Source organism: Mesorhizobium ciceri biovar biserrulae (genome assembly GCF_001618845.1).
GTDB lineage: Bacteria > Pseudomonadota > Alphaproteobacteria > Rhizobiales > Rhizobiaceae > Mesorhizobium > Mesorhizobium ciceri.
This window is the reverse complement of sequence record NZ_CP015064.1, coordinates 5,251,555-5,264,377: the sequence shown is the minus strand read 5'-3', so window position 1 is coordinate 5,264,377 and position 12,823 is coordinate 5,251,555. Positions and strand designations below refer to the sequence as shown.

The following is a 12,823-nucleotide window of genomic DNA, read 5'->3' as shown; positions in this document are numbered from 1 at the left end:
AAACACCGAACCTTGGAGAGCAGATATGGTCACCCCGAATTTCGTCATCCTCTATGTCGACCAGCCGCAGCAGAGCGGTGCCTTCTACAGCGCGCTGCTCGGTCGTGAGCCGGTCGAAAGTTCGCCGACCTTCGTGCTGTTCGTGCTCGATGCCGGCTTCAAGCTCGGCCTGTGGTCGCGCCATACGGTGGAGCCGGCAGCCGCCACGTCAGGCGGTGGCGCCGAAATCGTGTTTGCGCTGGATACGCCCGATGCGGTCGATGCCGCCCATGCCGACTGGTCCGGGCGCGGGCTGAAGATCCTGCAGACGCCGACCGACATGGATTTCGGCCGCACTTTTGTCGCGCTCGATCCCGACAATCATCGCCTGCGCGTCTACTGGCTGTCCGACGGGGAACAGGCCAATGGGGAACAGAAATGAGCGCGTATTGGATAGCGGTGGCGTCGGCCGAGCATGTCCGGCGTGGTCGCACAGCCGGCTTCATGCAGGTCAACCACGGCAAGGCGGCACCGCTGCGTCGCGTCAAGCCGGGTGATGGCGTCGTCTACTATTCGCCGACCACTGTTTTGGGCGACAAAGACGGCCTGCAGGCTTTCACGGCGATAGGCATCGTGCGGGAAGGCGAGCCTTATCAGGGCGATATGGGCGCCGGCTTCACGCCGTTCCGCCGCGATGTGGCATGGGCCAAGGCCGAGGAAGCGCCGATCAAGCCGCTGCTCGACAGGCTGGACTTCACCGTGGCCAAGTCGAACTGGGGTTATCAGCTTCGCTTTGGCCTTTTTGAAATCGGGGATCACGATTTTCGTGTGATCGCCGAGGCGATGGGCGCCGAAATGGGTGCAACGGTAAACTAGGCCGTGAGCGCCTTGTAGACGGCAATGCCGGCGGCAAGATCCTCGAGCGCCGCTCCGACCGACTTGAACAGCGTGATCTCACCGGCGCTCTCGCGGCCCTTCTTCCGGCCGCGCGCCAATTCGTGCAGATCGGCGACGATGGCTTCCGGTTTCAGCACGCCGGAGGTCAGCGGTTGGACGATGTCGCCGGCTTCCTTGGTGGCGCCGGCGCGGGTGTCGACATAGACGCGGGCAAGCCTGATCGCATCGTCATCGCTCTCGCGCATCGTCGGCGTAAAGCCGCCGACCAGGTCGACATGGGTTCCCGGCCGCAACAATGCGCCCTTGATCAACGGCGTGGTCGTGATCGTCGCCGAGGAGACGATGTCGGCCTGCCCAAGCTCCGTATCGAGATCGCTTGCCGCGCTGGCCGCGAAGCCCTGGGCGCACAGATCGGCCGCGACTTTCTCGGCATTGGCCGGGGTGCGGTTCCAGATGCGGATGGTCTTGATGGGCCGCACGGCCGAGTGCGCCTTGGCGAGGAAGGGCGACAGCGCGCCGGCGCCGACCACAAGCAGCCGCGAGGCATCGTCGCGGGCGAGATAGGAGGCCGCGAGCGCCGAAGCACAGGCGGTGCGCCATTGTGTCAGCCGCTGGCCGTCGATCAGGGCCTCGGGTTCGCCGGTGGCGCCGTTGAGCAGAAGATAGAGCCCCATCACCGCGGGCTTGCCGATGGCATTGTTGTCGGGCGACACGGTGACGATCTTGACGCCGACGTGACCGCCGGCCGACGTGCCGGCCGCGTTGAGATCGGTCCAGGCCGGCATCAAAAGCAGTGTGGAGGCGGCACCATCGGGCCGCTCGATCGTATGATGATGCCTGACCGGCTGCACCGCACCGTCGCGAAACGCCATGCGCAGCGTCTCGACCAGTCCGGGAAAGGTCAGCGCATGGTCGACCTCTGCGGCCGAAATGGTCAGCATGAAAAACTCCGTGAGGACAAAACCGCCGATTGGCGGCTCAAGCGGTCGGCTTCGGCAATGCTGCCCCTTGGGCGGACCCCGGTGCCTGGCTTTGTGATACCGCCGGCGCACGGCTGACCGCCTGGCGCAGGTTCTCGGCTTCGACGCCGCGCTGGCGCGCCAGCTTGCGATAGCGACCCTGTTTGACCCACGTAGCCAGACTGCCGACGATCATGCCGATGGCGAGCGCCAGGAACAGGAAGATGAACAGCGGCAAAGTCAGGGTCAGCTTCGGATTGCCGGGATTGAAGGGGTCCAGCGTGAAGGCGACCAGTTCGCGGTTGGCGACAGCGAGTGCGATCAGGATGATCGCCAGGGGCACGAAGATCGCGATAAGGATGAAGCGATTGAACATGATGTTTTCCGTCGGAAGCTGGCCTGTCCGAAAGGCCGTCAGGCGCTGGCGTCGCGCCTACTTGCCGCCGTTCAGCCTTTCACGCAGTTCCTTGCCGGTCTTGAAGAACGGCACCCATTTCTCCTCGACCTCGACGGATTCGCCGGTGCGCGGATTGCGTCCGGTGCGGGCGGGACGATTTTTCACCGAAAAAGCGCCGAAGCCACGCAACTCGACCCGGTTGCCTTCGGCAAGGGCGTCGGTGATTTCATCAAAGATCGCGCCGACGATGTTTTCGACGTCGCGCAGGAAAAGATGCGGATTGCGCGTGGCAATAATCTGCACAAGTTCGGACTTGATCATGAGACGGGTCCCCGTGAAAGCAGTGCGGTCAAAATTATGAGGATGATTTTATTTGCTTTTTTCACTTGCCCCAAACGGCTTCTCAAGGGTGCCAGACGGAAACGAGACCGTCAAGAAACAAGCGGTCGGCTCCGAGTTCATGGATGACGTCGCTGCTGTAGGCGGGCAGGCCGAGCGCACTGCCGATCGTTTGCGCCATCGCTTTCGAGAACAGGAAGCCGCTGCGCCGTTCGGTATCCTTCCACTCGACGACCTTGAGCTTGGCATCGACGCCCTTGGTCGCCAGCCAGTCGACCGCCACGGTCTCGCCGCCGACGGCGTCGATCAGCCCGTTGGCAACGCCCTGGCGACCGGTGAATATCGAGCCGTCGGCAAGCACCAGCGCTTGTTCGCGGCTCATCTTGCGGCGTTCGGCGACGATGTCGACGAACCAGTTGTAACTGTCGAGGATGAGCTTGCGAACCATGGCGCGCTCGTCGTCATTGGTCGGCTTGAAGGGAGAGGGCGCGGCTTTCAGCGGCGAGGATTTCACCTCCTCCAGCTTGACGCCGAGTTTGTCCATCAGGCCGCTGACGTCGGGATACTGGATCAGCACGCCGATCGAGCCGACGATCGAGGTCTTGCGGGCAACGATGTGATCTGCGGCACTGGCGATCATATAGCCCGCCGATGCGGCGAGCGTGCCGACTTCCGCCACCACCGGCTTGTCGGCGGCCAGCTTGCGCACTTCTTCATAGATCGATTCACCGCCAACGGTGGTGCCGCCAGGCGAATCGATCGACAGGATCACGCCTTTCACCTTCGATGAAAGACGGATGGTTTCCAGCCGCTTGATCAGTTCCTCGTCCTCGGTGATCGTGCCTTCGATCTTGACCTTGGCAATATGGTCGACTGTCGAGCCGCCGAAATCGTCGCCATAAAACCAGGTTGAAAGCGCAATCACCCCAAGGGCTATGATGCCTATGGCGAAGACGCGCCAGAATGTCAGCTTGCGCCGCAAACGGCGGCGGTCGATCAGGTCGTCGGCTCTCAGTGCCATGGTCAGCCTTTCAGTCGGCGGGAGGAGACGCTTTTAGACCATGATCCTCCCATCTGGAAGCAGTTCTCTTTTGCGCATGGCGAGGCAAGTCGGCGCCTGGACGTGAGGTGCCTATCCGCGTCGACAGTCGACGGGGCCGGATCGGGCCCTCTCCAGGCGTCGGTCTGCTCACATATTCGTGCAATCGCCACCAGGTCGGGCGACGAGACCGATGGCTGATAAATTTTACGCCGCGTGTCTGTTTCTGCTATGGAGAACACGCAGTTGTGCGGACTTCGTTTTCGTCTGTACAAAGGCGGCTGTCACATTTTTGCAGTTTTCGTGGGCTTGTGCTTGCTTGAAAGCGCCGGCGTCCCACCTATAGGCGGTGCCCAAGGGCGGGCAGGGTTAGAAGAAAGCAGTGAATGTTAGCGCGACCGATTGAACCGACCGACGCCGAGGCGGTGTTGGCTCCCCCGGCGGACGGCCGGACGCGCGGCGATGCTTTCGACCGTGCACAGCGTCATTCGCGCCGCGTGCGCGTTCTCAAATTTGCCGTGCCGGTGGCCGCAGCACTGATAGCGGTCGCTTTCCCGGTCTACTCCTATCTCGCCGCACCCGTCTCGGTGAAGATTCAGGCGGAAGGCACTGCCTTTTCCAACGGCAAGCTGGTGATGGCCAATCCCAAGCTCAACGGTTTCACCAAGCAGAAGCAGCCTTATTCGATGACGGCGCTGCGTGCCATTCAGGATGTCAGCACGCAAGGTATCATCGAGCTGGAAGGCATCGACGCCAAGGTGCCGATCGCGTCCGACAATGTGGCGGCGGTCAAGGCCTCGCACGGCACCTACGATCGCGACGGCAATACGATGAACCTGACCAGCGACGTGACGATCACCACGACCGACGGCATGCAGGCCAAGTTCAAATCGGTCTTCCTCGACATGGGCAAAGGCACTATGAAGACAGGAGATCCCGTCGATGTCAGCCGTGGCGGGTCGCGGATCACGGCGGATACGATGTCGGTTCAGGACAATGGCAAGATTCTGGTTTTCGAGAACAAAGTGCGCGTCAACATCGATTCCGCCGCCCTGAAGGCGGCACAGGGAAACAGCGGAGAAACCAATGCGGCTCAGTAGTTCGACGCGGCTCGCGGCTGCAACTTCAGCGTTGCTGCTGCTCGGACTCGTGCCGTCATGGGCGCAGACGACCAGTCAATCAGGCCTCAAACTGTCCGGCGACAAGCCGATCCAGATCGAGAGCGACAAGCTGGAAGTCCGCCAGGCCGACAGTGTCGCCATCTTCACGGGCAATGTCAGCGTCGTCCAGGGGCCGACGTTGATGAAGGCCGGCAAGATGACGGTCTACTACGTCAAGGATCCCAACGCCGCTGCCAAGGGCACGGAGGCCGCGGGTGCGGCGATGACGGGCTCGGCCAACATCGATCACCTGGAGATCTCCGACAAGGTCTATATCAAGTCGGATGCGCAGATCGCGACCGGCGATCAAGGCAGCTTCGATATGAAGAGCCAGGTGCTGGTGCTTTCGGGCAAAAAGGTCGTTCTGTCGCAAAACGACAACGTTCTGGTGGGCTGCAAACTTACCGTGCAGATGAAAAGCGGGCTGGCTCAGGTGGATCCATGCGCTGGGCAACGTGTCCAGATGTCGATCACGCCGCCGCCGAAATCGGGAGCGACGAACCCCTGATGGCCAGCCTGTCGTCGCTGACGGCGCGTCTTCCGGGACGGGCCGCCGGCAAGCTTTCGGCGCCGGCCACGGTGACCGTCGATGCGGGAAAGTTCAAGGGAACCCTGATCGCCAAGGGGCTGACCAAGAGCTACAAGGGCCGCAAGGTCGTCAGCGGCGTCACCATCGGCGTGCGCGCCGGAGAGGCCGTTGGACTGCTCGGCCCCAACGGCGCCGGCAAGACGACTTGTTTCTATATGGTTACCGGCCTGGTGCCGGTGGATGAAGGCACGATCGAGATCGACGGCTTCGATGTCACGTCGATGCCGATGTACCGTCGCGCACGCCTCGGCATCGGCTATCTGCCGCAGGAAGCATCGATCTTCCGCGGCCTCAATGTCGAGCAGAATATCCGCGCCGTGCTGGAAGTGGTCGAAAAGGACCGCAAGGTGCGCGAGCGCAATCTCGACGAACTGCTCGAGGAATTCCACATCAGCCATCTGCGCAAGGCGCCATCCATGTCGCTTTCGGGCGGCGAGCGGCGACGCTTGGAAATCGCGCGAGCGCTGGCGACGCGTCCGGCCTACATGCTCCTCGACGAGCCTTTCGCCGGCATCGATCCGATCGCCGTCGCGGATATCCAGCAACTGGTGCGCCACCTGACGGCGCGCGGCATCGGCGTCCTCATCACCGATCACAATGTGCGCGAAACGCTCGGCCTCATCGACCGCGCCTACATCATCCATGCCGGCCAGGTGCTGACCCATGGAAGGGCAGACGAAGTGGTGGCAAACCCGGATGTGCGGCGACTTTACCTCGGCGAGGGTTTCACCCTCTGAGCGTGAAATTTGTTTCCTGACACGATTTTTGCGGTTCGCGCGGCGCTTTTTCCTCGATTTTGCTCCGAGATAACGCTCCGGTAAGCGAGTTTTGCTACCAATTGCCTTGACAAGCAAAAGCCGGGCCAGTTTCTATGGCCGGCTGCAAAATTCCTTTCCGGAAGTCCGGATGCGTAGACGAGGCGTTTGAAACCGAACAATGGCGTTGGCGGCCAAACTACAGCTACGACAATCGCAGTCGCTGGTGATGACGCCGCAACTGATGCAGTCGATTCGGCTGCTGCAGTTCACCCATGTCGAGCTCGAGCATTTCATCGACGAGGAAATCGAGCGCAATCCACTGCTGGAGCGCGCCGAGCCGCAGGACGATGCCGCCAGCGACCAGGCGCAGAAGATCGAGGCGGAGCCGCAAGCCACCACCGAAGGCGACTGGTTCGAAAACGAGACGCAGTGGAGCGCCGAGGCGATCTCGGATAAGCTCGACACGTCGCTGGAAAACCTGTTTCCCGACGACCCGGGCACCAGCGAGCGGCTCGGTCCCGACCTGACGGCGCAATGGAAATCGGCTTCCGGCAATGGTGCGGGTTCCTCATCCGAGTGGTTTGACGCCGGCGATATGGCGACTGCTGCGATCACGCTGCGCGACCATGTCGGTGAACAGGTGGCGCTAGCCTTCGCCGATCCGGCTGCACGTCTGATCGCCGCCGACCTCGCCGACGGCCTTGACGAGACCGGCTATCTGCGTGCCGATCTGGCCGAGATCGCCGCTCGTCTCGGTGCGGATGCCGCCGCCGTGGCGAAGGTGCTGGCGGTGTGTCAGACCTTCGAGCCGGCCGGCCTGTTTGCCCGCGACCTGGCCGAATGCCTGTCGCTGCAGCTTGCCGTGCGGAGCCGGCTCGATCCGGCGATGAAGGCGCTGGTTGCCAATCTCGAACTCCTGGCACGGCGCGATTTTCACGCATTGAAACGGATCTGCGGTGTCGACGAGGAGGATCTGCTCGACATGCTGGCCGAAATCCGGGCGCTCGATCCCCGGCCGGGCATGGCGTTTTCGGGCGGCGCCAGCGACGCGATCGTCGCCGATGTCGAGGTGCGCGCGGCCAATGACGGCAGCTGGACGGTCGAACTCAATGCCGAAACGCTGCCGCGGGTGTTGGTCGACCATATCTATTTCGCCCAGGTCTCTCCGCAGGCCAAGAACCAGGCGGAAAAGGATTTTCTGGCCGAATGCCTGCAGAACGCCAACTGGCTGACGCGCAGCCTCGACCAGCGGGCAAAGACCATCCTCAAGGTCGCCTCGGAAATCGTTCGCCAGCAGGACGCCTTCCTCGTCCATGGCGTGCGGCAGCTGAAGCCGCTCAATCTGCGCACTGTGGCCGACGCCATCGGCATGCACGAATCGACCGTCAGCCGGGTCACAGCCAATAAATACATGCTGACGCCGCGCGGCGTGTTCGAGCTTCGCTACTTCTTCACCGCCTCGATCGCCGCATCGGGCGGCGGCGATGCGCACTCCTCGGAAGCCGTGCGTGACCGCATCAAGCAGTTGATCGACGAGGAGAAGCCCGTCGACGTGCTTTCCGACGATGCAATCGTCGACATGTTGCGCGAAAGTGGCGTCGACATTGCAAGGCGTACGGTCGCCAAGTACCGGGAAGGCATGAATATCCCCTCCTCGGTGCAGCGCCGGCGCGAGAAACGTGCGATGGCCAGCGCCGGGCGCTGAGGCGGGTCGATTTTCCACAAGCCAGCACTTCATTGACAAGCCGCGGTGAACTGGCTAGAAGCCCGCCCGCATGAGACGGGCTAGATGCCCGCATGCGGATGGTCCGTCACGACGTTGGCCTCGGGACGGTCAAAGGGCGGCTTGTGATCAACCGGAAAGTCTGGATTTAAAATCGGCGCAAGTGACGCCGCAAAGCTTGTGCGCACGGATCACGAGTATAAACTCGGGCCAGTTTGAAGCCTGAGCAAGGAAGGTCAGTTTTCAGATGAATCTGCGCATATCGGGAAAACACATGGACATCGGCGATGCGTTTCGGACACGCATCAACGATCGTGTCGGCGAAGCGATCGGCAAATATTTCGATCGCGGCTTTGCCGGACATGTCACGGTCATCAAATCGGGTTCGCGCTATTCGGCGGATTGCATGATCCGACTGGATTCCGGCGCTTCGCTGCAGGCCACCGGCGATGCCCAGGATCCGACGCTTGCCTTCGAGGCGGCGGCGGACCGTCTGGAAACCCGCCTGAGGCGCTACAAGCGCCGGCTGAAATCGCACAATTCGGGCGCCGCCAACGGCCAACCGACCGACATAGCCTACACGGTGATGGCGCCGCTTGCCGATGACGACGAGGACATTCCGGAGAATTTCGCGCCGGCCATCGTCGCCGAATCAACCATGACGCTGAAGACCATGTCGGTGGCGTCGGCGGTCATCGAGCTCGACACCAAGGACAGCCCGGTCTTCGTCTTCCGCAACGCGGGAACCGACCATCTCAACATCGTCTATCGCCGACCCGATGGAAATATCGGTTGGATCGACCCGTCGACGACCAAGGTCGCACAAGCGTGACGACAACGGTCGCACGGTGACGACAAGGGTCGCACGGTGACGACGAGGTCGCACTGGGATAAGAGCCGGCCGCACGAGGGGTGAGGACTGGTGACGGCAGGCGAACAAGGGATTTTCAAGCATGGATCTGAGCGATCTTATCAACGTTCCGGCGATATTGCCGGCGTTGAAGGCGAACTCCAAGAAGCAGCTGCTGCAATTGCTGTCCGAACGGGCGGCGGCGATTTCCGGCATTCCGGAGCGGGAGGTGTTCGACACCATCCTGCAGCGTGAGCGGCTGGGTTCGACCGGCGTCGGCAACGGCATCGCCATCCCGCACGGCAAGCTGGCCGGCGTGAAGCGCATCGCAGGTGTTTTCGCCCGGCTGGAGACGCCTGTCGATTTCGAATCGCTGGACGATCAGCCCGTCGATCTGGTGTTTCTGCTGCTGGCGCCGGAAGGGGCGGGCGCCGATCACCTCAAGGCACTGTCGCGCATCGCGCGAGTGCTGCGTGACGCCGACACGGTGGCCAAGATCAGGGGTACGCGCGACGCCGCGGCTATCCACGCGCTTTTATCGGACACCCAGGCCTCGCACGCGGCCTGATTTTTCTGGTGAGACGACATTCAAGGGCCGCCACGGGCGGCCCTATGCGTTTGAGCCTGCTGGTCGCGCCTAACAGGGCGGCGCGCTGGGCCTTAGTGGATGGCGACCGTGGTCAGGTCGTTTTCCATGGCACCGGCCAGTGCGCGGTCACGCGCGTCGGAAAGCAGGATCGGCTGGCCATTGGCGGCAAACAGCGCCCACAGTTCCATGCCGGGAGCGATTTCGCCGAGATTGGGGAAACGGCCGAGCAATTCGTCGCTCGAGACCTTTCTGAGATAAGCGACCGAGCCCTCGCCGAGATGAGCGAATTCGCCATTGGTCATGGTGATAGTTTCAGTTCTGGTCATTTCAAAGCCTCCTTGGCGCGAGGACGCCGCTCAAGGCCATCCCGCATGAGAGCCATCGGTAAAGATCAGTCTTTCACCGATATGTTTATTTTCCGTACCAGCCGTTCGGACTCCGGCCGATCGAGGTCGATCGCCAAAAGGCCGTTCTTCAACTCCGCTGCGATCACCCGCATGCCGTCGGCCAGCACGAAACAGCGCTGGAACTGGCGCGCGGCGATGCCGCGATGAAGAAATTCGCGCTCGGTGTCGTCGGTCTGACGGCCGCGCACGACCAACTGGTTTTCCTCCGTGGTGACATCGAGATCGCTTTCGGCGAAACCGGCGACCGCCAATGTGATGCGCAACCTTTCGGTTTTGCCGTCGGCGCCGCTGAGGCGTTCGATGTTGTAGGGAGGGTAGCTGTCACCGGACTTCGCCAGGCGTTCCAGGGTCTTTTCCATGGCGTCGAAACCAAGCAGAAGCGGGCTGGAAAAGGGCGTCATTCGGCTCATGTTACACTGTCCTCTCAAGAGCGACATAAAGTGGAAAAACCCAGATGGCATTTTTCCCGATGGCCTTGATATGGTCCGCCCCGCGACCAAGTTCAAGCCGTCAACAGACCCGCCCAAAAAGACCAGGCCGTGGACTCACAGGAATGACAGACATGGCGCTTGAAACGGCGAGCAGATGCAAGGAAAAGCGCGCGGGTCGGGATTGTCTTCCCCGGTCGAGCGGTTCGGCCTGGCAGCTCGCGGCCGCTTCGGCGTCATTTGGATGTTCCGATCGGATCGATGCAAGTCCACGACCTCGCCAAACAAGGAATTGAAATGCCCCAGTCACGCAAGATCATCATCGACACGGATCCCGGCCAGGATGATGCCGTCGCCATATTGCTGGCGCTCGGCAGCTCCGAACTGGAGATCGTCGGCATATCAGCCGTTGCCGGCAACGTGCCGCTGAAGCTTACCGAAAAGAATGCCCGCAAGATCTGCGAGCTGGCCGGCCGCCCGGACATCAAGGTCTATGCCGGTGCCATCCGGCCCCTGACGCGCGAACTGGTCACCGCCGAGGAAGTGCATGGCAAGACCGGCCTCAACGGTCCGCAATTGCCCGAACCGACGATGAAGCTGCAGGACCAGTACGCGGTCGATTTCATCGTCCAGACGCTGATGAGCGAAGAAAGCGGCACGATCACGCTTTGCGCGCTCGGCCCGCTCACCAACATTGCGCTGGCGCTGATCCGCGAGCCGCGCATTGCACCGCGCATCAAGGAAATCGTGCTGATGGGCGGCGGCTTCTTCGAAGGCGGCAATGTCACCCCGACCGCCGAATTCAACATCTATGTCGACCCGCAGGCCGCAGATGTCGTGCTCAAATCCGGCATTCCGATCGTCATGATGCCTCTCGACGTCACCCACAAGGCGCTGACCACCGCCAAGCGCACGCAGGCCTTCCGCGCGCTGGGCACCAGGGTCGGCACCGCCACCGCGGAGATGCTGGAGTTCTTCGAGCGCTTCGATGAAGAGAAATACGGCACCGACGGTGGCCCGCTGCACGATCCTTGCGTCATCGCCTATCTGTTGAAGCCGGACCTGTTCAAGGGCCGCAACTGCAACGTCAGCGTGGAAACCGCCTCGGAACTGACCATGGGCATGACCGTGATCGACTGGTGGGGCGTCACCAAACGGCCGAAGAACGCCATGGTGATGCGCGACATCGACCATGATGCGTTTTTCGCCTTGCTGGTGGAGAGGCTGGGGCGGCTTAACTGACCGTCAGAACAGAACTGAACTTGTGAGCACGCGTCTTCACTCATTGAGAAACCGATAGGTGTCTCCGCCGCGCTTATGATGTTGCCGCTCGATGGGGATGACCGAACCGACAAGGTGCGGCATCCCCACTTCATCATCGATGGATGTCACCGCGCTGTTGCCATCAAGGCGGACATCGTATGTGTAATACAGCCCGCGCCCGGCAGCCATCTTCGGATTGATGGGCATTAACCTCACATACTCGATAGTGCCCATCACACTCTGAGTTGCCACAACCGGATTGTCCTGGTTCATCGCAATCGGGATCAGCGCCGCCAGGGGCAGTGCGCAGAAGAATACGACACCAATGACTGCGTCTCGGTATTCTGCCTGAAACAGAAGCAGGCGGTTTCTGAGAGAAGATACTGTTGCCATGATTCAATTCACGAATCGGTAGAAGACGAAGCCATTGTCGCGCGTGACGCGTTCGATGTTTGTGCGCGAGCCGATCAGATGCGGGTGATCGTCATCGATAAGGACAGACGAACCGTTCTCGATAGAAACCAGATATATGCCGCGGCCATGGTCCAACCGGACACTTTCGACGTTTGCCTCGACTGTGTCGACCGATCGGATCGGGCTGGCGTCGTTGATCCATTTGTTTGCCGCCAACATGATCATAACCGCAAACGCACCAATAAAGAGGATCACGCCAGGCGCGTTCCTCTTCAAACCATCCCAAGTCCAAAAGACAGACATGAATCCCTCAAGCCAGATTCATGTGGTGGTGGGACAGCACACTTTCAATCTGTTGCCATTCCAGGGTGCTGCAACTCCTTGCGGCGCCGGCTCGGCCGCCTTTACTTCGACCGCGAAAACGCCAGCCACAGGCCGCCGCCGACCATGAAGCTGCCGCTGATCCTCGACAAAAGCTTGATGCGGCCGGCCGACAGCAGGCGCCCGGCGCGGCCGGCGGCCAGCGCGTAAGTCGAATCCGAGAAGGCGGCGAAGATCATGGCGGTCAGACCCATGACGGCGATCTGCAGCGAGTAGTTGCCTTGCGGCGAAATGAACTGCGGAAAGAAGGCGCCGAAGAAAATCAGCGTCTTGGGGTTGCTCAGCGCCACCAGCAGGCCCTGCAGGAAGAAGCCGCCGCGCGGCTTTCTCGCTGTTCCATCGGCATTCAACGTGCCCTTGGAACGGAACATCTGCACACCCATCCAGATCAGATAGGCGGCACCGATCAGCCGTACCCATTCGAACCAGTGGCCCATGCCTGCGATCAGCGTGTTGAGGCCGATGCCGACGATGGCGATCATCACGGCAAGCCCGGCCTGCGTGCCGGCGACGTTGGCGAGGCCGGCGCGCGAGCCATGGCGGATGCTGTTGGCAATGATCAGCGTGACCGTCGGACCGGGCACCAGGATAATGACGATGCAAGCGAGGACATAGGCGGCGTAGAGTTCGAGCGACATGCTTTTTCCCCAG

At 61.6% G+C, this 12,823-nt stretch carries 18 protein-coding genes; 9 read left to right on the top strand and 9 right to left on the bottom strand.

All coding sequences use genetic code 11. The annotated features are described in order from the left end of the window. The first annotated feature begins 25 nt into the window (after positions 1-25). Positions 26-421 (top strand): VOC family protein, encoded by a 396-nt coding sequence (locus tag A4R29_RS24785; protein WP_024502829.1) that lies wholly within the window; start codon positions 26-28, stop codon positions 419-421. Further along, positions 418-855 carry an EVE domain-containing protein gene (locus tag A4R29_RS24780; RefSeq protein WP_024502828.1) on the top strand — a complete coding sequence of 146 codons (438 nt, stop codon included), beginning with the start codon at positions 418-420 and terminating at the stop codon, positions 853-855. The genes A4R29_RS24785 and A4R29_RS24780 overlap by 4 nt, the downstream gene beginning before the upstream one ends. Here the strand turns inward: A4R29_RS24780 and lhpI are convergent. From lhpI to sppA, 4 genes are all read right to left on the bottom strand, one after another. Beyond that, complete coding sequence (gene lhpI, locus A4R29_RS24775) at positions 852-1,817, bottom strand: bifunctional Delta(1)-pyrroline-2-carboxylate/Delta(1)-piperideine-2-carboxylate reductase (RefSeq protein ID WP_063173091.1); 966 nt, start codon at positions 1,815-1,817, stop codon at positions 852-854. The two genes, A4R29_RS24780 and lhpI, sit on opposite strands and share 4 nt — an antisense overlap. A 37-nt stretch (positions 1,818-1,854) precedes the next feature. Beyond that, a complete protein-coding gene (locus tag A4R29_RS24770) occupies positions 1,855-2,211 on the bottom strand; it encodes a DUF1049 domain-containing protein (RefSeq protein WP_024502826.1) in 357 nt (118 codons plus the stop codon). A gap of 57 nt (positions 2,212-2,268) precedes the next feature. Further along, positions 2,269-2,553, bottom strand: coding sequence for an integration host factor subunit beta (locus A4R29_RS24765; protein WP_006200394.1), 285 nt, complete (start codon positions 2,551-2,553; stop codon positions 2,269-2,271). An 82-nt stretch (positions 2,554-2,635) separates the two neighbouring features. Then, positions 2,636-3,592 (bottom strand): signal peptide peptidase SppA, encoded by a 957-nt coding sequence (gene sppA, locus A4R29_RS24760; RefSeq protein ID WP_063173090.1) that lies wholly within the window; start codon positions 3,590-3,592, stop codon positions 2,636-2,638. Positions 3,593-3,996: 404 nt separating this feature from the next. Between sppA and lptC the strand changes: the two genes are divergently transcribed. From lptC to ptsN, 6 genes are all read left to right on the top strand, one after another. Next, positions 3,997-4,710 (top strand): LPS export ABC transporter periplasmic protein LptC, encoded by a 714-nt coding sequence (gene lptC / locus A4R29_RS24755; protein ID WP_013529584.1) that lies wholly within the window; start codon positions 3,997-3,999, stop codon positions 4,708-4,710. Then, the gene (locus A4R29_RS24750; RefSeq protein WP_013529585.1) at positions 4,697-5,278 is read left to right on the top strand and encodes an LptA/OstA family protein; all 582 of its coding nucleotides are present in this window, start codon (positions 4,697-4,699) and stop codon (positions 5,276-5,278) included. The genes lptC and A4R29_RS24750 overlap by 14 nt, the downstream gene beginning before the upstream one ends. Beyond that, positions 5,278-6,096, top strand: coding sequence for an LPS export ABC transporter ATP-binding protein (lptB, locus tag A4R29_RS24745; RefSeq protein WP_013529586.1), 819 nt, complete (start codon positions 5,278-5,280; stop codon positions 6,094-6,096). Before A4R29_RS24750 ends, lptB begins: the two co-directional genes overlap by 1 nt. A 199-nt stretch (positions 6,097-6,295) precedes the next feature. Further along, positions 6,296-7,822 (top strand): RNA polymerase factor sigma-54, encoded by a 1,527-nt coding sequence (gene rpoN, locus A4R29_RS24740; RefSeq protein WP_027161329.1) that lies wholly within the window; start codon positions 6,296-6,298, stop codon positions 7,820-7,822. 265 nt (positions 7,823-8,087) lie between these two features. Next, positions 8,088-8,672 carry a ribosome hibernation-promoting factor, HPF/YfiA family gene (gene hpf / locus A4R29_RS24735; RefSeq protein WP_013529588.1) on the top strand — a complete coding sequence of 195 codons (585 nt, stop codon included), beginning with the start codon at positions 8,088-8,090 and terminating at the stop codon, positions 8,670-8,672. Positions 8,673-8,793: 121 nt separating this feature from the next. Then, positions 8,794-9,258 carry a PTS IIA-like nitrogen regulatory protein PtsN gene (gene ptsN / locus A4R29_RS24730; protein WP_013529589.1) on the top strand — a complete coding sequence of 155 codons (465 nt, stop codon included), beginning with the start codon at positions 8,794-8,796 and terminating at the stop codon, positions 9,256-9,258. Between the two features lie 92 nt (positions 9,259-9,350). Here ptsN and A4R29_RS24725 read toward each other — a convergent pair whose 3' ends face one another. Both A4R29_RS24725 and A4R29_RS24720 read right to left on the bottom strand, forming a co-directional pair. Next, positions 9,351-9,605 carry a BQ00720 family protein gene (locus A4R29_RS24725; RefSeq protein ID WP_013529590.1) on the bottom strand — a complete coding sequence of 85 codons (255 nt, stop codon included), beginning with the start codon at positions 9,603-9,605 and terminating at the stop codon, positions 9,351-9,353. A gap of 65 nt (positions 9,606-9,670) precedes the next feature. Next, positions 9,671-10,096 carry an Hsp20 family protein gene (locus tag A4R29_RS24720; RefSeq protein ID WP_013529591.1) on the bottom strand — a complete coding sequence of 142 codons (426 nt, stop codon included), beginning with the start codon at positions 10,094-10,096 and terminating at the stop codon, positions 9,671-9,673. A gap of 315 nt (positions 10,097-10,411) precedes the next feature. On the opposite strand from A4R29_RS24720, the gene A4R29_RS24715 reads away from it, so the two are divergent. Further along, on the top strand, positions 10,412-11,356 hold the full coding sequence (locus A4R29_RS24715) for a nucleoside hydrolase (RefSeq protein ID WP_024502823.1): 945 nt from the start codon (positions 10,412-10,414) through the stop codon (positions 11,354-11,356). Positions 11,357-11,392: 36 nt separating this feature from the next. Here A4R29_RS24715 and A4R29_RS24710 read toward each other — a convergent pair whose 3' ends face one another. The 3 genes from A4R29_RS24710 to A4R29_RS24700 form a co-directional block, all read right to left on the bottom strand. After that, positions 11,393-11,770, bottom strand: a complete 378-nt coding sequence (locus A4R29_RS24710) for a hypothetical protein (RefSeq protein WP_063169006.1) — start codon at positions 11,768-11,770, stop codon at positions 11,393-11,395. Between the two features lie 3 nt (positions 11,771-11,773). Beyond that, on the bottom strand, positions 11,774-12,094 hold the full coding sequence (locus A4R29_RS24705) for a hypothetical protein (RefSeq protein WP_013529594.1): 321 nt from the start codon (positions 12,092-12,094) through the stop codon (positions 11,774-11,776). A 101-nt stretch (positions 12,095-12,195) separates the two neighbouring features. Beyond that, positions 12,196-12,810: a LysE family translocator gene (locus A4R29_RS24700; protein WP_013529595.1), complete on the bottom strand. Its 615-nt coding sequence runs from the start codon at positions 12,808-12,810 to the stop codon at positions 12,196-12,198. Between the last annotated feature and the right edge of the window lie 13 nt (positions 12,811-12,823).